This is a genomic window from Pseudomonas sp. HMSC065H01, assembly GCF_001815235.1.
GTDB classification, from domain to species: domain Bacteria; phylum Pseudomonadota; class Gammaproteobacteria; order Pseudomonadales; family Pseudomonadaceae; genus Pseudomonas; species Pseudomonas aeruginosa.
The window spans coordinates 317,185-335,908 of the sequence record NZ_KV819906.1 but is presented as its reverse complement, the minus strand read 5'-3'; the positions used below and the strand labels follow the sequence as shown (position 1 = coordinate 335,908).

At 67.4% G+C, this 18,724-nt stretch carries 18 protein-coding genes; 8 read left to right on the top strand and 10 right to left on the bottom strand.

The features are described from left to right. The first annotated feature begins 220 nt into the window (after positions 1–220). From HMPREF3014_RS21865 to HMPREF3014_RS21855, 3 genes are all read left to right on the top strand, one after another. Positions 221–1,009, top strand: coding sequence for an AraC family transcriptional regulator (locus HMPREF3014_RS21865; RefSeq protein ID WP_003106570.1), 789 nt, complete (start codon positions 221–223; stop codon positions 1,007–1,009). An 83-nt stretch (positions 1,010–1,092) separates the two neighbouring features. Further along, a complete protein-coding gene (locus HMPREF3014_RS21860) occupies positions 1,093–1,266 on the top strand; it encodes a DUF1427 family protein (RefSeq protein ID WP_003106572.1) in 174 nt (57 codons plus the stop codon). 25 nt (positions 1,267–1,291) lie between these two features. Then, positions 1,292–2,251, top strand: a complete 960-nt coding sequence (locus tag HMPREF3014_RS21855; RefSeq protein ID WP_023087743.1) for a quinone oxidoreductase family protein — start codon at positions 1,292–1,294, stop codon at positions 2,249–2,251. Positions 2,252–2,302: 51 nt separating this feature from the next. Here HMPREF3014_RS21855 and HMPREF3014_RS21850 read toward each other — a convergent pair whose 3' ends face one another. The 7 genes from HMPREF3014_RS21850 to HMPREF3014_RS21820 all read right to left on the bottom strand — a co-directional run bounded on the left by HMPREF3014_RS21850 (position 2,303) and on the right by HMPREF3014_RS21820 (position 10,306). Then, a complete protein-coding gene (locus HMPREF3014_RS21850; protein ID WP_003106577.1) occupies positions 2,303–3,085 on the bottom strand; it encodes an iron-containing redox enzyme family protein in 783 nt (260 codons plus the stop codon). 74 nt (positions 3,086–3,159) lie between these two features. Further along, the gene (locus HMPREF3014_RS21845) at positions 3,160–5,616 is read right to left on the bottom strand and encodes an EAL domain-containing protein (RefSeq protein ID WP_034017199.1); all 2,457 of its coding nucleotides are present in this window, start codon (positions 5,614–5,616) and stop codon (positions 3,160–3,162) included. A gap of 294 nt (positions 5,617–5,910) precedes the next feature. After that, positions 5,911–7,701, bottom strand: a complete 1,791-nt coding sequence (locus tag HMPREF3014_RS21840; RefSeq protein WP_023087744.1) for an ABC transporter ATP-binding protein — start codon at positions 7,699–7,701, stop codon at positions 5,911–5,913. Beyond that, positions 7,694–8,296 carry a DsbA family protein gene (locus HMPREF3014_RS21835; protein ID WP_010895526.1) on the bottom strand — a complete coding sequence of 201 codons (603 nt, stop codon included), beginning with the start codon at positions 8,294–8,296 and terminating at the stop codon, positions 7,694–7,696. The genes HMPREF3014_RS21840 and HMPREF3014_RS21835 overlap by 8 nt, the downstream gene beginning before the upstream one ends. Positions 8,297–8,335: 39 nt before the next feature. Further along, positions 8,336–9,274, bottom strand: coding sequence for an oxygen-dependent tRNA uridine(34) hydroxylase TrhO (locus HMPREF3014_RS21830; RefSeq protein WP_003085861.1), 939 nt, complete (start codon positions 9,272–9,274; stop codon positions 8,336–8,338). A gap of 164 nt (positions 9,275–9,438) precedes the next feature. Beyond that, positions 9,439–9,744: a BolA family protein gene (locus HMPREF3014_RS21825; RefSeq protein WP_003114234.1), complete on the bottom strand. Its 306-nt coding sequence runs from the start codon at positions 9,742–9,744 to the stop codon at positions 9,439–9,441. 13 nt (positions 9,745–9,757) lie between these two features. After that, entirely contained in the window at positions 9,758–10,306 is a 549-nt protein-coding gene (locus tag HMPREF3014_RS21820; RefSeq protein WP_003120754.1) for a DUF2059 domain-containing protein, read from the bottom strand. A 167-nt stretch (positions 10,307–10,473) separates the two neighbouring features. Between HMPREF3014_RS21820 and HMPREF3014_RS21815 the strand changes: the two genes are divergently transcribed. The 5 genes from HMPREF3014_RS21815 (at position 10,474) to HMPREF3014_RS21795 (ending at position 16,220) form a co-directional block, all read left to right on the top strand. Next, positions 10,474–11,493 (top strand): DUF2804 domain-containing protein, encoded by a 1,020-nt coding sequence (locus tag HMPREF3014_RS21815; RefSeq protein WP_003114233.1) that lies wholly within the window; start codon positions 10,474–10,476, stop codon positions 11,491–11,493. A gap of 128 nt (positions 11,494–11,621) precedes the next feature. Further along, entirely contained in the window at positions 11,622–13,016 is a 1,395-nt protein-coding gene (locus HMPREF3014_RS21810; protein ID WP_003085854.1) for a class II fumarate hydratase, read from the top strand. After that, positions 13,009–13,632: an NAD(P)H-dependent oxidoreductase gene (locus HMPREF3014_RS21805; protein ID WP_003114232.1), complete on the top strand. Its 624-nt coding sequence runs from the start codon at positions 13,009–13,011 to the stop codon at positions 13,630–13,632. The genes HMPREF3014_RS21810 and HMPREF3014_RS21805 overlap by 8 nt, the downstream gene beginning before the upstream one ends. Before the next feature lie 279 nt (positions 13,633–13,911). Continuing rightward, positions 13,912–15,081 carry a chitin-binding protein CbpD gene (gene cbpD / locus HMPREF3014_RS21800; RefSeq protein ID WP_003120756.1) on the top strand — a complete coding sequence of 390 codons (1,170 nt, stop codon included), beginning with the start codon at positions 13,912–13,914 and terminating at the stop codon, positions 15,079–15,081. A gap of 176 nt (positions 15,082–15,257) precedes the next feature. Continuing rightward, positions 15,258–16,220 carry a threonine dehydratase gene (locus HMPREF3014_RS21795; RefSeq protein WP_003114230.1) on the top strand — a complete coding sequence of 321 codons (963 nt, stop codon included), beginning with the start codon at positions 15,258–15,260 and terminating at the stop codon, positions 16,218–16,220. A gap of 10 nt (positions 16,221–16,230) precedes the next feature. Here the strand turns inward: HMPREF3014_RS21795 and HMPREF3014_RS21790 are convergent, their stop codons facing one another. The 3 genes from HMPREF3014_RS21790 to HMPREF3014_RS21780 form a co-directional block, all read right to left on the bottom strand. Then, the gene (locus tag HMPREF3014_RS21790; RefSeq protein WP_003085846.1) at positions 16,231–16,650 is read right to left on the bottom strand and encodes an MAPEG family protein; all 420 of its coding nucleotides are present in this window, start codon (positions 16,648–16,650) and stop codon (positions 16,231–16,233) included. A gap of 253 nt (positions 16,651–16,903) precedes the next feature. After that, the gene (gene trxB, locus HMPREF3014_RS21785; RefSeq protein ID WP_003114229.1) at positions 16,904–17,854 is read right to left on the bottom strand and encodes a thioredoxin-disulfide reductase; all 951 of its coding nucleotides are present in this window, start codon (positions 17,852–17,854) and stop codon (positions 16,904–16,906) included. A 133-nt stretch (positions 17,855–17,987) separates the two neighbouring features. After that, positions 17,988–18,587, bottom strand: a complete 600-nt coding sequence (locus tag HMPREF3014_RS21780) for a peroxiredoxin (protein ID WP_003085842.1) — start codon at positions 18,585–18,587, stop codon at positions 17,988–17,990. Positions 18,588–18,724 lie beyond the last annotated feature (137 nt).

Below are 18,724 nucleotides of genomic sequence, written 5' to 3'. Positions count from 1 at the left end.
GCCGTCGGCAGGGCCCGGCACAGGGCCTGGCGCAGGGTTTCTGGCAACTATTCCTTACGCGCCGGCGGCATGCATGGCGAACGCCCGGTCTTCGTAAAGTTATCTTTACAGTGCGGTGCGAAAAGCTGCCAGCAGCGCTGTCACGGCTGCGCTGAAAGCCGGCGCTGCATGATCGGCGTCAAGCGGTTAACCTGCGTCTTTCCTCCGCGACGGCATTCCCATGGCACGACCCGCCCCACCCGACCTGAGCGACAGCCGCCGGCCCCTGCGCGGCGTTGCCCGCAGCTATCCTGCCGGGCACCGCGTCGATGCCCACGAGCACGCCTGGGGCCAGGTGCTCTATGCGGTGTCCGGGATGATGTGGCTGGAGACGCCCGACGAGGCCCTGCCGGTCCCGCCGCAACGGGCGGTCTGGTTGCCTCCGGGCCTGCGCCATGCGGTGCGGGTCGCCTCCGAGTTGCAGATGCGCAACATCTACCTGAGCCCGGAACTCTCCCGCGGCCTGGAGGACCGCACCCTGGTGCTGGTGGTCGGCCCGCTGCTGCGCGAGCTGATCGTCAGCCTGGTGGAGCAGGAACGGCAGAGCGACCCCGACTACTATCGGGCGCTGGCCGATCTCGCCGTGCTCGAACTCGGCCGCGCGCGCCGTTCCAGCCTCCGCGTACCGCTGCCGGACGCCTCCGACAGGCGCCTGCTCGCGCTGTGCCAGGCGGTGATGGCCAATCCCTCCCTGGACATCGGCCTGGAGCGCCTGGCCGAAGACGCCGGGGCCAGCGTGCGGACCCTCTCGCGCCTGTTCCAGCGCAGCCTGGGCATGGGCTTCGCCGACTGGCGGCGGCAGGTGCAGCTGGCGACCGCCGCCGCCGCACTGATCGATGGCCGTCCGGTGGCAGGCATCGCCCATGCCCTGGGATATACGCCGAGCGCCTTCAGCGACATGTTCCGCCGCGAGCTGGGCGTCTCTCCCACCGAGTACAGGGCCGAGCATCACCAGCCGTTCCAGCCTTGACCGGCATTCGATAGTGATTGGCCGATAGATGTTTTTTCGGCCAACTAGACTGGTGCCATCGTTCACCGTCCCTGTCAGCCGCCATGAACTACCTGATCTCCCTCGGCATCGGCCTGCTGGTCGGCGCGCTCTACGCCGTCCTCGACTTCCGCTCGCCGGCGCCCCCCGCCATCGCCCTGGTCGGCCTGCTTGGCATGCAGCTCGGCGAACAGCTTTTCCCCCTTGGCCGCGACCTGCTGCAGCAGTGGCTGCACTGATCGCCGCGACGACACGGAGCCCCCGATGAAAGCACTGCAATTCGACCGTACCGGCGACCTCGCCGCCCTCGAGCTGGTGGACATGCCCGACCCGCTTCCCGCCGCCGATGAGGTGCGGGTGGAAATCCGCGCCGCCGGGCTGAATCCGAGCGACGTGAAGAACGTCCTCGGCCGCTTCCCCTATACCACCCTGCCCCGGGTACCGGGCCGCGACTTCGCCGGGGTGGTGGTGGAGGGACCGAAGGCTCTGCTCGGCCAGGCGGTCTGGGGCACCGGGCGGGAGCCGGGATTCTTCCGCGACGGTAGCCACGCGCAGTTCCTGACCCTGCCGGCCGCCGGCGTCGCGCTCAAGCCGGAAAGCCTGAGCTTCGCCCAGGCCGCCAGTTGCGGGGTGCCCTACAGCACCGCCTGGGACGCCCTGCAACGCAGCCAGGTCAAGGCCGGCACCCGGCTCCTGGTAATCGGCGCCAACGGCGCGGTCGGCAAGGCCGCGCTGGCGCTGGCCAAGGCCCTGGGGGCCGAAGCGATCGGCGCGGTGCGGCGCGAGGAGCAACGCCAGGCGCTGGAAACGCAGGGCATCGCCGCGCTGCTGCTGGGCGAGCCGGCCGAACTGGCGGCACAGGTGGAAGGGATCTTCCCCGGCGGGGCCGAGGTGATCTTCGATACGACCGGTTTCTGGCTCGAGGCGGCGGTCCCGGCGCTGGCCGCCTTCGGTCGCCTGGCGATCATCGCCGCACCGGCCGACGGCCATGTGCGCCTGCCGGCGTTGAACCTGTACCGTCGCGGTGGCTCGGTGGTGGGGATCAACTCGCTGCTCTATGGCGTGGAAGCCTGCGCAGGCTTCCTCGACGCCTTCGGCAAGCTGTTCGACCAAGGCCACCTGCCGCTGCCGGACGGGCTGCGGGAAGTCCCGCTGGAGCAGGGCGTTGAGCAGTACCGGGCGGTGAACGAAGGCACCTGCGAGAAGATCATCCTGGTGCCCTGAGGAGCGGGCGGAATCCCGGCGGAACACACCGGGATTCCGCTGTGCGCAAGGCTACTCCGCGCCGACCGCGAGCTTGCGGGCGCTGCGCGCCTCCTCCAGCTGCATGCAGCGCTCGAGGAACAGGTACATATAGTCGTAGCTCTTGCAGATCGCGTCGCGCAGTTGCCGGCGCAGCTCGGCGCTGGGATTGGTGCCGGCCAGGGTGCAGATGATCTCCAGCGCCTCCCAGGGGTGGGCATCGTCGTACTGGGCGTGGAGCTTGAGCCACTTCATGGCGCGCTTGCGGCCTTCCTTGGGGAAGGCGTTTTCGTAGACGCCGTTCGAACAGACCAGCGCCGACCACTCGCCGGTGACGCCTTCGATGGCGTAGTTGGTGGCGGCCATGGCCACCGCCAGTGAGTCGCTGGCGCAGGTGTGCCAGCACCAGTGGCTGAGCGCGTGCAGTTCGGCCGGCACGTCTTGCGCCTGGATCTCGGCCAGACTCACACCGTGGGCCTCGGCCCAGTGCAGCCAGTAGTCGGCGTGGTTGAGTTCGACCCGAATGTTGCGCATCAGCCAGCGGCGCGCCATGTCTTCGCCGGGATGGCGGGCGAAACGGGTCTTCAGCAGGTTCTGCGACATGTACAAGGGGAACTGCTCGACCACCGGCCAGCCGCCGATCAGGTACAGGCGCATCAGCGCCGGGCTCAGCTCGGCGTCGCGCATGCGCCGGTACAGCTCGTGACCGGAAACCCGGTCCTTGCTCGCCTGGCAGTCGACGATCAGTTGCTGCGCCCACTGCGGATAGCTTCCCGCCTCCTGCAAGGGGCCCGTACGGTCAAAGAACTCGCTCACACCCGTCTCCCTTCTCTTCTTGTCGGCAACGGCCTCATAGCAGCGAAACTACTCTTTCTTCGCCCCGCGGTCACCTACCGGAGGTTCTGTCCCAGGCTCGGCCACAGGCCCTGGGCATCCACTCCAGCCCCCGGAGGCTGGCGACTGAACGGCAGGGGCGCGCCGATGGCCAGGCCCTGGGCATAGTCGATGCCGATCTCGCGCAGCGCTTCCATGACTTCGACGGTCTCGACGAACTCCGCGATGGTACGTTTGCCCATCACGTGGCCGATATGGTTGATCACCTGGACCATGGCGCGATCGATGGGATCCTCGAGCATGTCCTTGACGAAGCTGCCATCGATCTTCAGGTAATCCACCGGCAGGTGCTTGAGGTAGATGAAGGACGACATGCCGGCGCAGAAATCGTCCAGGTAGAAACGACAGCCGGTGTCCTTGAGCTCGTTGATGAATCGGATGGCGCTGGCCAGGTTGGCAACCGCCACGGTTTCGGTGACCTCGAAGCAGATCGTCTGCGGCGGAATGCGGTAACGGGCGAACAGCTCGGTGAGGAACTGCAGGAACGACTCGTCGCCGATGGTCGCGCCGGAGAGGTTGATGGCGCAGGTGCCGATCGGCTCGGCGCGAGGGTCCTGGGCGCGTTCGACAAGGGTGCGGAAGGCATTCTCCACCACCCAGCGATCGATCAGCGTCATCAGGCCGTAGCGCTCGGCGGCGGGTATGAAGCTCAGCGGCGGCACCAGGCGCCCGCCCTCGTCGCGCAGGCGCAGCAGCAGTTCGACGTGCAAGCCCTCCTCCGCACCTTCGCCCAGCGGCACGATGGGCTGGGCATAGAGACTGAAGCGGTCTTCCTCCAGCGCCAGGTGGATGCGCTGGACCCAGGTCATCTCGCCGAAGCGCATCGATAGTTCGACGTCGTCCTGATGGAACACCTGGACCCGGTTGCGGCCCTTTTCCTTGGCCATGTAGCAGGCCATGTCGGCGGAGCGCAGCGCCTCCTCGAGGGTCGAGATACCCGGCAGCAGGTGCACCAGGCCGACGCTGACGGTGCAGTTGAACGGCTGCCCGCTCCAGGTGAAGTGCAGGTCCTGGATGGTCTTGCGCAGATGGTCGGCGATCTCCACGGCTTTTTCCGCCGGACAGTTCTCCAGCAGGATGCCGAACTCGTCGCCGCCCAGCCGCGCCAGCGTGTCGCCCTCGCGCAAGCCTTGTTGCAGCAGGGTACAGACCTGGCGCAGCAGTTCGTCGCCGGCGGCGTGGCCGCAGGTGTCGTTGACCAGCTTGAACTGGTCCAGGTCGAGGAACATCAGGGCGTGCCGCCCGCTGTTGCGCTCCAGGCGTTCCAGCGCTATCTGCAGGCGATACTCGAACTCGCGGCGGTTGGTCAGCCCGGTCAACGCATCGTGGGTCGCCTGCCAGGACAGGCGCGCCATGTACTGGCGCTCGCGGGTCATGTCGTGAAGCACCAGGACCACCCCGGTGATCTCGGCGCCACGGTGGATCGGCGCGCCCACCAGGGTCACCGGCACGCTGCTGCCGTCGTGACGCAGAACCAGCTTGGAATGCTCGCGACCGCCGTCGATCTCGCCGCTGAGGATCTGCTCGATCAGCAGCATGCCCTCCTCCCGCGAGCTTTCGTCGACGATCCGGAACAGCGACGCCAGGGGCAGGCCGCGGGCCTTGTCCAACGTCCAGTTGGTCATCTGCTCGGCGGCCGGGTTGAGGTAGGAAATGCCCCCCTGGGTGTCGGCGGTGATCACTCCGTCGCCGATCGAGGCCAGGGTGATCTGGGCCCGTTCGCGCTCGGCATCGAGGGCGTTCTCCACTTCCTGGCGCTGCATCAGTTGCTGCCGGGTCCGCAGGAACGCCAGGAGGATGAGCACGCTGGCGGTGGTCAGGTTGGCCACCAGCAGCAGCCTGAGCAAGGCCCGCGAGCCCTCGCCAAGGGCGTCGCTGAAGGCCTTGGCCGCCGGCGTGACCTTCTCGTTGATCGCGTGGATCTCGGTCTTCCACTGTTGCACCTGCTCGGCGCTGGCCTGCCCGGCGCCGATGCCCGCGCGCATCTTGCCGGCGACGTCGATCAGTTCCATGACGTACTTGTCGCCCACCAGCCACAGCTCGATGGCGCGCTCGAAGTAACTGAAGTCGTGGAAGTTGCGGTACAGCCAGATGATCGCGGTAACGTCGTCGGCATGGTTGCCGCCCTTGAGGATGCCCTGGCGGGCCGCCTCGATGTCCGGGTCGGGCTGGTCCAGGGCAAGGCGCATCTCGCGGTCGCCGAGGGGGATCGCGATGGCCTCCTCGTAGCGGCGGAAGTCTTCGTCGGCGCGTGAGTCGGCATAGAGGGTGAGGTAGTAGATGGCATCCTTCTGGCCCTTCGACCAGAGGCTTTCGCCGCCGACATAGCTGCGCACCGCGGAGAGGACGTAGAGACTGCCGCCCGCCAGCATGGCCTGCAGCAGTACCACGACGATGAAGGGCCATACCAGGCCGAGCAGGCGGGGCTTGTCGAGAGTCCGGTTCTGCCTCATTCCATCTACCATTCAAACTGGCGCTAAGCGATCGGGCGCCGTCTCCGTCGCCCCTGACTGCATCACCTGTCGGCCGCTCAAGATCCCGTCGCAGAACTCCCGAGGCCTTGCCTGCCGGCAGCCACGACGCTGGAGGAGGCGGACACCTGGCAAACAGTAGGAGTCTAGTGGCTGTTTGCCGAACCTGCCCTGCACCTGGCGGAACAGACAGCGTTTTTTATTGCCGCAGCCAATAAAAACCGGATGTCTTATATGGAATATACGAGAAAAACCGCCAGGCGACAGCCTGGCGCCTCACATCTGTTGCAGATGTCCGTAGAGCCGGGCGTAGAGGCCGCCTTCGGCGATCAGTTGCTGGTGATCGCCGTCTTCGGCGATATGCCCGCCATCGAAGACCAGGACCCGGTCGGCCTGCTTCACCGCCGACAGCCGATGGGCCACGATCAATGTGGTGCGGCCTTCGAGGAAGTCCCCGAGCGCCTGGTGCAGGGCGTACTCGGTAGCGGCGTCGAGGGCCGAGGTGGCCTCGTCGAGGATCACCACCTTGGGCTCGGCGAGGATCATCCGGGCGATCGCCAGGCGCTGCCGCTGACCGCCCGACAGGCGCACCCCGGAACGCCCGACCACGGTGTCCAGCCCCTGCGGCAGGCGCCGCACGCCGTCGGCCAACTGGGCGATCTCCAAAGCCCGCCAGCAGGCCTGGTCACTGCGTTCGCGGCCCATGGTCAGGTTGGCCCGCACGCTGTCGTTGAACAGCGCCGGATGCTGGAGGACCACCGCGACATGTTCGCGCACGCAGTCCAGGCCGATTTCCTCCAGGGGCACCCCGCCGTAGCGGATGCTGCCGCGCTGCGCACTGTAGAGGCCGAGCAGCAGTTGCACCAGCGTGCTCTTGCCGCCGCCGCTGGCGCCGACCAGGGCAACCTTCTCGCCGGCGCCGATGTTCAGGTCCAACTGCTCCAGGACCTTGTCCTCGCCGTAGGCGAAATCCAGCCCGCGCACCTCGATGCCAACGGTCGTGCGGCCGGCGAACGGATCGCGCAGCGGCAGGTAGCGCGGCTCGTCGGCCCGCGCCAGCAACTCGTTGATCCGCTGCAACGCGCCGCCAGCGGCGTAGTAGGCGTATTGCAGGCCGAGCAGCTGTTCGACCGGACCGATCATGAACCAGAGGTAGCTGAACACCGCGAGCATCTGGCCGATCGACAGGTCCGAGAGCAGCACGGTGAGCATCGCCGCGGCGCGGAACACGTCGATGCCGAACTGGAACAGCAGGCCGCTGGCGCGCCCGGCGGCGTCGCTCTTCCATTGCGAGGCCACGGCGTAGTCGCGGACCTCCTGGGCGCGGTGGCCGAGGCGGCCGAGGAAATAGCCCTGGCGATTGCCGGCGCGGACTTCCTGGATCGCCTCGAGGGTCTCGGTGAGCGCCTGGGTGAAGCGCGCGGTGCTGTCGTTCTCGAGCTTCTTGAGATGCTTGACGCGCTTGCCCAGCTGCACCGTGGACCAGATCACCAGCGGGTTGAACAGCAGGATCAGCAAGGCCAGCTGCCAGTGCATCCAGACCAGGATCGCGGCGGTGCCGAGCAGCGTCAGCAAGGCGACCAGGAAGCGGCTGAGGGTTTCCCCGACGAACTTGTCCAGGGTATCCAGGTCGGTGACCAGGTGGGCGCTGATCGACCCGCCGCCGAGGGTTTCGTATTCGCCCAGGGCGATATGCCGGAGGCGCTCGATCAGACGCAGGCGGATGCGGTAGACGATGTCCTTGGACAACCGCGCGAACAGCTTCGCCTGGAGCACGTTGAATACCAGCGCCGCCCCCCGCAACAGAAGGGTCGCCGCCAGCATCAGGCCGATGTAGCCGAACGCCACCTGCCAGTCGGCGGGCAACAGGCGGTCCATGAAACGCAGCGCGCCGTCACCCTTGCCGAGCAGCACTTCGTCCACCAGCAGCGGCAGCAGCAAGGGAATCGGCACGGTGCAGAGGGTGGTCAGCACCGCCACCAGGTTGGCGAACAACAGGGCTTTCTTGTGGCGCAGTGCGAGTCGACGAATCTCCGCCCAGCTCAGGCGGTCTCCGCGCTCACTCATGCCGGCCCCGTTCCAGCCAGCGGCCGAGCAAGGGTGAAAGTTCGGCAAGCGGCTGGTAGCCGTTGGTGAGCAACGCCAGTTGGCCGTTGCGTTCGGCCAGCAGGGTCGGGAACCCGGCGATGCCGAGGTCCTGGACCCAGGCGAAATCGGCGGCGGTGGCGTCACGCGCCTCGCCGCTGTCGAAGGCCGCGGCGAACTCGATGCGCGGAAGCCCCACCGCTTCCGCCAGGCCGGCGAGCACCGCCGCCTGGGTGACATCGCGACCCTCGGCGTAGAACGCCCGCTGGATCGCCCTTACCAGCGGCCAGGCGCTTTCCTCGTCGAGGCTGCGCGCCGCCACCAGGGCCCGGCAGGCCGGCTCGGTGTCATAGACGAAGCCATCGGGCAACGCGTCGTCGAAGCGGAACGGCTGGCCGGTGGTCTGCTGCACGGTCTGCCAGTGGCCGAGGATGTAGCCGCGGGTATTCGGGTCGAGCGCCGCGCCGTGGCCGGCGCGCAGGCCACCGGCTACCAGGTGGAAAGCGACGCCGTCGGCGGCCGCCTGCCGGGACAGCGCCTCGGCGACCGGGGCGAAGCCCCAGCACCAGGAGCACATGGGGTCCATCACGTACAGCAGGCGGGCCTTGGCCAAGGTTCAGTTCTCCAGCGTGGACTGGCGCGGATCGCGACCGAGCGGGTGCGGCTGGTTGCGCTGCCGCGCCAGTTCGATCTGTTTCTGCCGCTCGCGGGCGCCGGCGCGGGTCTTCTCGCTCAGCGAGTCCCAGCAGTGCGGACAGCTGATGCCGGGCACGTAGTGCTCGGACTGGCGGTCCTCCAGCGAAACCGGGTTGCGGCAGGCGTGGCACTGATCGTACTCGCCCTCGCTAAGATCGTGGCGCACGGTCACGCGGTTGTCGAATACGAAGCAGTCGCCGCGCCACAGGCTCTGTTCCTGCGGCACCTCTTCGAGGTACTTGAGGATGCCGCCCTTGAGGTGGAAGACCTCCTCGAAACCGGCGCCGAGCATGTAGCTGGAAGCCTTCTCGCAGCGGATGCCGCCGGTGCAGAACATCGCCACCTTCTTGTGCCGCGCCGGGTCGTAGTGGGCCTTGATGTACTCGGGGAACTCGCGGAACGACCTGGTCTTCGGATCGACCGCGCCCTCGAAGGTGCCGATCGCCACCTCGTAGTCGTTGCGGGTATCGATCAGCAGGACTTCCGGATCGCTGATCAGGGCATTCCAGTCCTTCGCCTCGACATACTGGCCGACCTGCTTGTTCGGATCGACGCCAGGCACGCCGAGGGTGACGATTTCCTTCTTCAGCTTGACCTTGGTGCGGTAGAACGGCTGTTCGTCGCAGTAGGATTCCTTGTGCTCGATATCGGCCAGCCGGGGATCGCTGCGCAGCCAGGCGAACAGCGCATCGATGCCTTCGCGGCTACCGGAGACGGTGCCGTTGATGCCTTCCTCGGCCAGCAGCAAGGTGCCTTTCACACCGTTGTCGAGCAGGGTTTGCAGCAGGGGTTCACGCAGCGCCACGTAATCGTCGAGAGTCACGAACTTGTACAGCGCCGCCACGACGATGGATGTCATGGGGATATAGCCTCCAGGTGGTCGCCCGCGTAAAGGGCGGACCGGAACGAAAAGCGCCAGCCGCTGGCGCCATGGAAACGACAACGCCGGCGGAAGGCCGGCGCTGGGTGCGTAGTCTAGCGCAGCAGGGGCAGGCTCTGCACCCCGCCGCGACGGACGCCGTCTCAGGGTATGTCGTGCTTGCTCCCGCCGCGGCAGGTCGGCGAGGCCGGCACCGCAGCCTGGCTCCACTCCTCAGGGGTGAAGGTATGCAGCGCCAGGGCGTGGAACTCGCCCATCAACCCACCGAGGGTGGCATATACCTTCTGGTGCCGCTTCACCGCGTTCAACCCGGCGAACTGCGGGCTGACCAGCACCACCTTGAAGTGGGTCTCCAGCCCGCGGCTGTGCATGTGGCTCTCGTCGAGCACCTCGACGTGTTGCGGATCGAGGGGCTGCAGGGCGGTCTGGATACGGTCACGCATGCTCATCGCGAATCACGACTCACTTTTTCTTCTGGGCCGGCGCGGCGACGCCGAGTTCCTTGTCCATGTCGGCCATCAGCTTGTTCACCGGCTCGACGGCGCCTTGCAGCTTGGCCTGGGTCAGTTGGGCGGATTCGGCAGTCAGGCGCGGCATCTTCTCCAGCACCTTCTTGCCCAGCGGCGACTGGTAGAAGGCATTCAGGTCCTTCAGCTCGGACTCGGTGAAGTTGGTGGTGTAGAGCTTGATCAGCTCGGGCTTGATCTTGTCCCAGCCGATGGCGCGGTCCAGTTCGGCATTGGCCTTGGCCTGGTAACGCTCGAGAACCGCCTTCTTGCTCTCCGGCGCCTTGGCCTGGGCGAAGCGCTGGGCCAGCATCTGCTGCACCTGGGCATAGACCGGGACCGTCAGCTTGTCGGCATGGACCAGCTTGAGGAATTGCTCGGCCTGGCTGGCGGAATCGGCCATGGCCATGGAGCTGAGGCTGAGCAGCACGGCGCTGCCGATGAGGCGAAGACGGGTCATGGAAAATCCTTGAGGTTGGGTAGATGTGTCCGTGGGACCCGACATTCTGCGCCTAAGTTCGAAATCCGCTCAAGCGCGGCGCCGAATATCGGGAGAATCCTATCCGGCGCCCGCCCGCTCCATGCCGTCTACTATCAGTTCTGTAGTGGGTACTTGCCGCCTTCCTTCCGCAGCCGGCATGCTTGCGTCGGCCTGTCACATGGATGTGTTAGATGAACGGAACCGCCGCCGATACCCTCGCCGTATCGCCCCCGCCCCTGCGCAACCTCTGCGACGGCCACGGCCGGCTCGATCCCCGGGCGGTCGGCTGGTCCGCCCGGCCGCGGGTGCTCTGCCACATCCCCGGCCACTTCGGCCGGCGCAAGCGCTGGAACCACTGGTGCATCGTCAGCCCCGGCTGGATGCTCTCGCTGACCATCGCCGACCTCGACTACCTGACCTACGGCGCCGCCTATTTCCTCGACCTGGACAGCGGCCAGGCGGTAGCGCACACGCAGATCCGCTTCTTCGGCCTCGGCTGCCAGTTGCCCGACGAGCCGCAGGCCAGCCATGCCTTCGAGCATCCCCGCCTGCAATTGCGCTTCGACGAACAGCCCGGGCGCCTGCGCGTCACCGGCCAGGCCCCGGACCTCGGTGGCCTGCCGCTGGAGCTGGCGCTGGAAGTGCGACGACCGTCGCACCTGGAGTCGGTGAACCTGGTGGTGCCGATGGGCGAACACACCTTCCATGCCTGCAGCCGCCAGCTCGGCCTGCCGATCAGCGGCTGCCTGCAGCTCGGCCGCCGACGCTACGACTGCCAGGCGGGCCAGAGCTTCGCCGCGCTGGACTTCGGCCGCGGTGTCTGGCCGCTGCATACCTACTGGACCCGCGCCGCCTTCGCCGCCCCCGGCGGCATCGCCGGCAACTTCGGCACCGGCTGGACCGAAGCCAGCGACCTGCGCGAGAACGCCCTGTGGTTCGGCGGCAAGCTCAGCCGCGTGCTCGACGACGTGCACATCCGCGAGCCTCGCGACCCGCTGGCCGAATGGCGCCTGGACAGCGCCTGCGGTCGCGTCGAGCTGCTCTTCCGTCCCGAACAGCTGCACCAGGCGCGGCCCAGCGTCGGCCTGTTCTATGCCAATACCCGCCAGTGGTTCGGCCGTTTCAACGGCACCCTGCGCCACGACGACGGCGACTGCGTGCCGGTGGACGGCGCCCTCGGCTGGATCGGTTCGACCCGCGCGCGCTGGTGAGGCCGGCGGCGGGCAATCTATTTCCGACCCGCAGCGCGGCGAAAAATGCCCACGAGGAAGCGACGGCAGCGGAACCCAAGGCGGGAGCGAAGGCCTAAACTGCCGGATACGCACCCTGGAGAACACTCATGAGCCGGACCGAAACCGATAGCCTGGGCACCATCGAGGTGCCCGACGACGCCTACTGGGGCGCCCAGACCCAGCGTTCGCTGGAGAACTTCGCCATCGGCGGCCAGCGCATGCCGCTCGCCGTGATCCACGCCCTGGCGCTGATCAAGAAAGCCGCCGCGCGGGTCAACGACCACCTCGGCGAACTGCCGCCGGAAGTCGCCCGGCTGATCGAACAGGCCGCCGACGAAGTCCTCGCAGGCCGCCACGACGAACACTTCCCGCTGGTGGTCTGGCAGACCGGCAGCGGCACCCAGACCAACATGAACGTCAACGAGGTGATCGCTGGCCGCGCCAACGAACTGGCCGGCAATCCGCGCGGCGGCAAGTCGCCGGTGCATCCCAACGACCACGTCAACCGCGCGCAGAGTTCCAACGACAGCTTCCCCACCGCCATGCACATCGCCGCCGCCAAGGCCGTGCACGAACAATTGCTGCCGGCCATCGCCGAGCTTTCCGGCGGTCTCGCCGAACAGTCGGCGCGGCACGCCAGCCTGGTCAAGACCGGGCGCACCCACCTGATGGACGCCACGCCGATCACCTTCGGCCAGGAACTCTCGGCCTTCGTCGCCCAGCTCGACTACGCCGAGCGCGCCATCCGCGCGGCGCTGCCGGCGGTCTACCAGTTGGCCCAGGGCGGCACCGCGGTGGGCACCGGGCTCAACGCGCCGAAGGGCTTCGCCGACGCCATCGCCGCGGAAATCGCCGCCGAATCGGGCCTGCCCTTCGTCGCCGCGCCGAACAAGTTCGCCGCCCTGGCCGGCCACGAGCCGCTGGTCATCCTCTCCGGCGCCCTGAAGAGCCTGGCGGTGGCCCTGATGAAGATCGCCAACGACCTGCGCCTGCTCGGTTCCGGCCCACGCGCCGGCTTCGCCGAGGTGAAGCTGCCGGCCAACGAGCCGGGCAGCTCGATCATGCCCGGCAAGGTCAACCCGACCCAGTGCGAGGCGCTGTCGATGCTGGCCTGCCAGGTCATGGGCAACGACAGCACGATTTCCTTCGCCGCCAGCCAGGGCCATCTGCAACTCAACGTGTTCAAGCCGGTGATCGTCTACAACCTGCTGGAGTCCATCCGCCTGCTCGCCGACGGCTGCCGCAACTTCAACAAGCATTGCGTCGCCGGCCTGGAGCCGGACGCCCAGCGCATGGCCGACCTGCTGGAGCGCGGCCTGATGCTGGTCACCGCGCTGAACCCGCACATCGGCTACGACAAGGCCGCCGAAATCGCCAAGAAGGCCTACGCCGAAGGCACCACCCTGCGCGCCGCGGCGCTGCAGCTGGGCTACCTGGACGAAGCGCAGTTCGACGAATGGGTACGGCCGGAGCAGATGCTGGAGGCCGGCCACCATGGTTGAAACCGCCAAGACCGGCGCCACCCCGCTGGAAGGCGACGGCAAGCGCATCCTGCTGATCGTCGGCTCGCCCAAGCGCAAGAGCTTCTGCCACCTGCTCGCCGAATGCTACGCCCAGGGCGCGCGCAGCAAGGATCACGTGGTGCGCGAACTGAAGCTGGGCGAGCTGGCCTTCGACCCGATCCTCCACGAAGGCTACGAACAGAGCCAGGTGCTCGAACCCGACCTGCTGGAAGCGCAGCGGCAGATCCACTGGGCCGAGCACCTGGTGTTCGTCTACCCGGTCTGGTGGGGCGGCCTGCCGGCGTTGCTGCAGGGCTTCTTCGACCGCGTCCTGCAGCCGGGCTTCGCCTTCCGCTACCGCGGCACCCAGGACAAGGACTGGGAGCAACTGCTGGGCGGGCGCAGCGCCGACCTGCTGGTCTGCCACGACCAGCCGCTGTCGCGGCTGCGCTTCCTCAAGGGCCCGCCGGCGCACCGGCAGATGGTGCGCAGCGTGCTCGGCGCCTGTGGCATCGCCACCCGCCGCCTGGAAGAGTTCGCGCCGATGCGCAGTTCCAGCGAGGAACAGCGCCAGGGCTGGCTGCGTCGCGCCGAACAGCTCGGCAGCCAGGTCTAGTTCCCTTCCCGCCCGGCTGCGGCCGGGCGCGGACACTGATCGTTCTGACAGGTCCGCCACCTTCCCGCCGGCTTCCCTTCCCCGCCCCCATGGCGGCCCTTTGCCTGCCTCTACCGGCTCACAGTGCGGGTGCCGACCGCTTTGCATTCCGCGACATCCATCAGGAATGGGTAGCGAATCTGACCGGCCCGTCACATTTGGTAGGGACCTCAAACCGGCACCGAGGGCTAGGATCAGCCCGCTTCGAAATGAATCCGGTTCTGGAAAAAAGGACTTGTCATGAAACACTACTCAGCCACCCTGGCACTCCTGCCACTCACCCTCGCCCTGTTCCTGCCCCAGGCAGCCCATGCCCACGGCTCGATGGAAACGCCGCCCAGTCGGGTCTACGGCTGCTTCCTCGAAGGTCCGGAGAATCCCAAGTCGGCCGCCTGCAAGGCCGCCGTCGCCGCCGGCGGCACCCAGGCGCTGTACGACTGGAATGGCGTCAACCAGGGCAACGCCAACGGCAACCACCAGGCGGTGGTCCCCGACGGCCAGCTCTGCGGCGCCGGCAAGGCACTGTTCAAGGGCCTGAACCTGGCTCGCAGCGACTGGCCCAGCACTGCCATCGCGCCGGACGCCAGCGGCAACTTCCAGTTCGTCTACAAGGCCAGCGCGCCGCACGCGACCCGCTACTTCGACTTCTACATCACCAAGGACGGCTACAACCCCGAGAAGCCGCTGGCCTGGAGCGACCTGGAACCCGCGCCGTTCTGCTCGATCACCAGCGTCAAGCTGGAGAACGGCACCTACCGGATGAACTGCCCGCTGCCCCAGGGCAAGACCGGCAAGCATGTGATCTATAACGTCTGGCAGCGCTCGGACAGCCCGGAAGCCTTCTACGCCTGCATCGACGTGAGCTTCAGCGGCGCCGTCGCCAACCCCTGGCAAGCGCTGGGCAACCTGCGCGCGCAGCAGGACCTGCCAGCCGGTGCTACCGTCACCCTGCGTCTGTTCGATGCCCAGGGCCGCGACGCCCAGCGTCACAGCCTGACCCTGGCCCAGGGCGCCAACGGTGCCAAGCAATGGCCGCTGGCGCTGGCGCAGAAGGTCAACCAGGACTCCACCCTGGTCAACATCGGCGTGCTGGATGCCTACGGGGCGGTCAGCCCGGTGGCCAGCTCGCAGGACAACCAGGTCTACGTGCGCCAGGCCGGCTACCGCTTCCAGATCGACATCGAACTGCCGGTCGAGGGCGGCGGCGAGCAACCGGGCGGCGACGGCAAGGTCGACTTCGACTATCCGCAAGGCCTGCAGCAATACGACGCCGGGACCGTAGTGCGCGGTGCCGATGGCAAGCGCTACCAGTGCAAGCCCTACCCGAACTCCGGCTGGTGCAAGGGCTGGGACCTCTACTACGCCCCGGGCAAGGGCATGGCCTGGCAGGACGCCTGGACCCTGCTGTAACGCCCTCGACTGCCGCCCGCTCCGGGCGGCAGTCGTTTTCGCCGCCAGGCACCCGCCGCGAGACGGCGAATCCGCGCAACGGTACAGTCCCCCGGCGAAACCCTGGCTACGTGTGCCTGTTCAATCTGCCGTGCGCTCCCTAGGCTGGTCCGACCACCAGCACGGGGAAACCACGCATGCCTTTTTCTCTCGCCGCCCTCCAACAGGCCGCCGCCATCGTCCACCAGAGCCTGCCGCCGACGCCGCAGATACGCTGGCCGCTGCTATGCGAGGCACTGGGTTGCGAAGTGTGGATGAAGCACGAGAACCACCTGCCGGTGGGGGCCTTCAAACTGCGCGGCGGCCTGGTGTATTTCCACCACCTGGCGCACCAGGGCGAGCGGCCGGCCGCCGTGATCAGCGCGACCCGCGGCAACCACGGCCAGTCGGTGGCCTTCTCGGCGAGCCGCTACGGCATCCAGCCGATCATCGTCGTGCCGCACGGCAACAGCCGCGAGAAGAACGCGGCGATGCGCAGCCTTGGCGCGGAGCTGATCGAGCACGGCGAGGACTTCCAGGCCTCCCGCGAATACGCCGCCGAGCGCGCCCGGCGCGAAGGCCTGCACCTGATTCCGGCGTTCCATCCCTGGCTGGTGGCCGGGGTCGCCAGCTACAGCCTGGAGTTGTTCGCCGCGCTGGCCGACCTTGACGAAGTCTACGTGCCGATCGGTATGGGTTCGGGCATCTGCGGCCTGATCGCCGCGCGCGACGCGCTGGGCCTGAAGACCCGCATCGTCGGCGTAGTGTCCGCCCATGCGCCGGCCTACGCCCTGTCGTTCGAGGCCGGCACGGCGATCAGCCACCCGGTCGACACCCGCCTGGCCGACGGCATGGCGTGCAGTACGCCGGACCCGAGCGCGCTGGAAATGATCCTGGCCGGCGCCGATCGTCTGGTGCGGGTCAGCGACAGGGAGATCGGCGCGGCCATGCGCCTGTGCTTCACCAGCACCCACAACGTCGCCGAGGGCGCCGGGGTGGCGGCGCTGGCCGCCGCCTGGCAGGAGCGCGAGCGCCTGAAGGGGCTGAAGGTAGGCCTGATCCTCAGCGGAGCGAACGTCGACCGCGAGGTATTCGCCGAGCAACTGGCCGCCGGCGACTGAGCCGGCGCCGCTAGGCCAGCCCCGCGAGGAGCAGCAGCCACCAGGCGAGCACCAGCAACTGCACGAAGAAGCCGGCAAAACGCAGCCAGACGAACAGCGCGGAGGTGCTGACCAGGTGCATCAGCGACTGGAACAGCCGGGCGCCGAGCACCAGTGGCGCCAACGGGTCGGTCAGGCTGCTCTGCCCGCTGGCGATCGCGTAGAGCAGCGCGCCGGCCAGCAGCGGCAGGTTCTCCACGCAGTTGGCATGGACTCGCACCAGCCGCTGGCCGAAACCGCCAGGCGTGTTGCTGCCATCGGCGGCGAAGGCGTTCACCGCCATCCGCCCGCCGAGTACCAGCAGGCCGCGCTGGCTGACCAGCAGGAAGACCAGCAACAGGGTCCAGGCGATCAGGCCGAGCAGGCAGATCGCGCTAGGGCTGAGAAACATGGATGACGCTCCTTCTATTGTGTTGTCGTGGGAAGGATGAAGCGTCTGGATTCTAGGCCGGCTAGAGCAATTGCTCTATTCGCAGTCCGCCGTCCTTAAGTCGTGTTCTGCCGGCACGCCGCTCGGCCCCGATGTACGCCGTCGGCGGATGCGTAACCGGACGACCCACTGCCCGCGGCCTTCCGAACGGACAAAGAAAAGCCCCGCCGAAGCGGGGCCTTCCTTGCACGCAGCACTCAGGGCTGTCTTCTCATCAGAGCGAATCGAGATAGCGCTCCACATCCAGCGCGGCCATGCAGCCGGCACCGGCCGAGGTGATCGCCTGGCGGTAGACGTGGTCGGCCACGTCGCCGGCGGCGAACACACCCGGTACGTTGGTCGCGGTGGCGTTGCCTTCGCGCCCGCCGTTGACCACCAGGTAGCCGTCCTTTAGGGCCAGTTGCCCTTCGAACAGCGAGGTATTGGGAGTATGGCCGATGGCGACGAACATGCCATCCACGGCGATCTCCTCGCTGCCACCATCGCGGGTCTTCAGGCGCACGCCGGTGACGCCCATCGTGTCGCCAAGCACCTCATCGACCTCGGCGTTGAGCTTGAGCACTATCTTGCCTTCGGCGACCCGCGCCTGCAGCTTGTCCTGGAGAATCTTCTCGGCGCGGAAGGTTTCGCGACGATGCACCAGGGTCACCCGGCTGGCGATGTTGGCCAGGTACAGGGCCTCTTCGACAGCGGTATTGCCGCCGCCGATCACCGCCACTTCGCGGTTGCGGTAGAAGAAACCGTCGCAGGTGGCGCAGGCCGACACGCCCTTGCCCATGAACGCCTGCTCCGACGGCAACCCCAGGTAGCGCGCGCTGGCACCGGTGGCGACGATCAGTGCGTCGCAGGTGTAGGTGCCATTGTCGCCGCGCAGGGTGAACGGCTTGCCGGCCAGGTCCACGGCATGAATGTGGTCGAAGACGATCTCGGTCTCGAAGCGCTCGGCGTGCTCCTGCATCCGCTGCATCAGTGCCGGGCCGGTCAGGCCGTGGGGATCGCCCGGCCAGTTGTCGACCTCGGTGGTGGTGGTCAACTGGCCGCCGGCCTGCATGCCGGTGATCAGCAGCGGCTTGAGGTTGGCGCGCGCGGCGTAGACAGCCGCGCTGTAACCGGCGGGACCGGAACCGAGGATGATCACTCGGGCGTGGCGGAGGGTATCGGGCATCTCGTCGGACTCCTGCCGACATCAGCGTCGGCGCGAATAAAAACGGGGCCACCAAAGCACATGGGGAAGGCTTGGAAGGAGCGGTCGCCCCGGGAAAAGGTCGGCCGGGCACACTTCGCGCCCGGCATCGGGATCACAGTGCCTCGGCGTTCTCGGCCAGGTACGAGGCCACGCCCTCGGCGCTCGCCTTCATGCCTTTCTGGCCCTTGCGCCAGCCGGCCGGGCAGACCTCGCCGTGTTCCTCGGTGAACTGCAGGGCCTCGACCAGGCGCACCATCTCGTCCACCTCGCGCCCCAGCGGCAGGTTGTTCACCACTTGGTGCTGGACCACCCCGGCGCGGTCGATCAGGAACGAAGCACGCAAGGCCACGCCGTCCTCGTGCTCGATGCCGTAGGCGCGGGTGATCTCGTGCTTGACGTCGGCGACCATGGTGAACTCGACCGCACCGATGCCGCCCTTCTCCACCGGCGTGCTGCGCCAGGCGTGATGGGTGAACTGCGAGTCGATGGAGACACCGACCACCTCGACGCCCAGCTCGCGGAACTTATCCATGCGGTTATTGTGGGCGATGATTTCCGAGGGGCAGACGAAAGTGAAGTCGAGCGGCCAGAAGAACAGTACGACGTACTTGCCGCGCAGGCTGGAAAGCTGGAAGGCATCGACGATGGAACCGTCGCCGAGGACCGCGGCGGCAGTGAAATCGGGGGCTTGCTTGTTGACCAGTACGCTCATCGCGAGGCTCCTAGAAGGTTGGGTTGCGCCCGGCGACGCCAGGCTCCCGGAAGAATATGCAGCGCAGGTTACCCAGTCACGACGATGCATTGAAATGTCGAATTTTAATTCGCACGATAGAGTCAGCCTATGCTCTC

What these genes read in the sequence shown, in the direction of transcription:
- HMPREF3014_RS21865 (WP_003106570.1), top strand. Translation starts at nt 221, where the DNA reads ATGGCACGACCCGCCCCACCCGACCTGAGCGACAGCCGCCGGCCCCTG.
- HMPREF3014_RS21860 (WP_003106572.1), top strand. Translation starts at nt 1,093, where the DNA reads ATGAACTACCTGATCTCCCTCGGCATCGGCCTGCTGGTCGGCGCGCTC.
- HMPREF3014_RS21855 (WP_023087743.1), top strand. Translation starts at nt 1,292, where the DNA reads ATGAAAGCACTGCAATTCGACCGTACCGGCGACCTCGCCGCCCTCGAG.
- HMPREF3014_RS21845 (WP_034017199.1), bottom strand. Translation starts at nt 5,616, where the DNA reads ATGAGGCAGAACCGGACTCTCGACAAGCCCCGCCTGCTCGGCCTGGTA.
- HMPREF3014_RS21840 (WP_023087744.1), bottom strand. Translation starts at nt 7,701, where the DNA reads ATGAGTGAGCGCGGAGACCGCCTGAGCTGGGCGGAGATTCGTCGACTC.
- HMPREF3014_RS21835 (WP_010895526.1), bottom strand. Translation starts at nt 8,296, where the DNA reads ATGTGCTCCTGGTGCTGGGGCTTCGCCCCGGTCGCCGAGGCGCTGTCC.
- HMPREF3014_RS21830 (WP_003085861.1), bottom strand. Translation starts at nt 9,274, where the DNA reads ATGACATCCATCGTCGTGGCGGCGCTGTACAAGTTCGTGACTCTCGAC.
- HMPREF3014_RS21825 (WP_003114234.1), bottom strand. Translation starts at nt 9,744, where the DNA reads ATGAGCATGCGTGACCGTATCCAGACCGCCCTGCAGCCCCTCGATCCG.
- HMPREF3014_RS21820 (WP_003120754.1), bottom strand. Translation starts at nt 10,306, where the DNA reads ATGTCGGGTCCCACGGACACATCTACCCAACCTCAAGGATTTTCCATG.
- HMPREF3014_RS21815 (WP_003114233.1), top strand. Translation starts at nt 10,474, where the DNA reads ATGAACGGAACCGCCGCCGATACCCTCGCCGTATCGCCCCCGCCCCTG.
- HMPREF3014_RS21810 (WP_003085854.1), top strand. Translation starts at nt 11,622, where the DNA reads ATGAGCCGGACCGAAACCGATAGCCTGGGCACCATCGAGGTGCCCGAC.
- HMPREF3014_RS21805 (WP_003114232.1), top strand. Translation starts at nt 13,009, where the DNA reads ATGGTTGAAACCGCCAAGACCGGCGCCACCCCGCTGGAAGGCGACGGC.
- cbpD (WP_003120756.1), top strand. Translation starts at nt 13,912, where the DNA reads ATGAAACACTACTCAGCCACCCTGGCACTCCTGCCACTCACCCTCGCC.
- HMPREF3014_RS21795 (WP_003114230.1), top strand. Translation starts at nt 15,258, where the DNA reads ATGCCTTTTTCTCTCGCCGCCCTCCAACAGGCCGCCGCCATCGTCCAC.
- HMPREF3014_RS21790 (WP_003085846.1), bottom strand. Translation starts at nt 16,650, where the DNA reads ATGTTTCTCAGCCCTAGCGCGATCTGCCTGCTCGGCCTGATCGCCTGG.
- trxB (WP_003114229.1), bottom strand. Translation starts at nt 17,854, where the DNA reads ATGCCCGATACCCTCCGCCACGCCCGAGTGATCATCCTCGGTTCCGGT.
- HMPREF3014_RS21780 (WP_003085842.1), bottom strand. Translation starts at nt 18,587, where the DNA reads ATGAGCGTACTGGTCAACAAGCAAGCCCCCGATTTCACTGCCGCCGCG.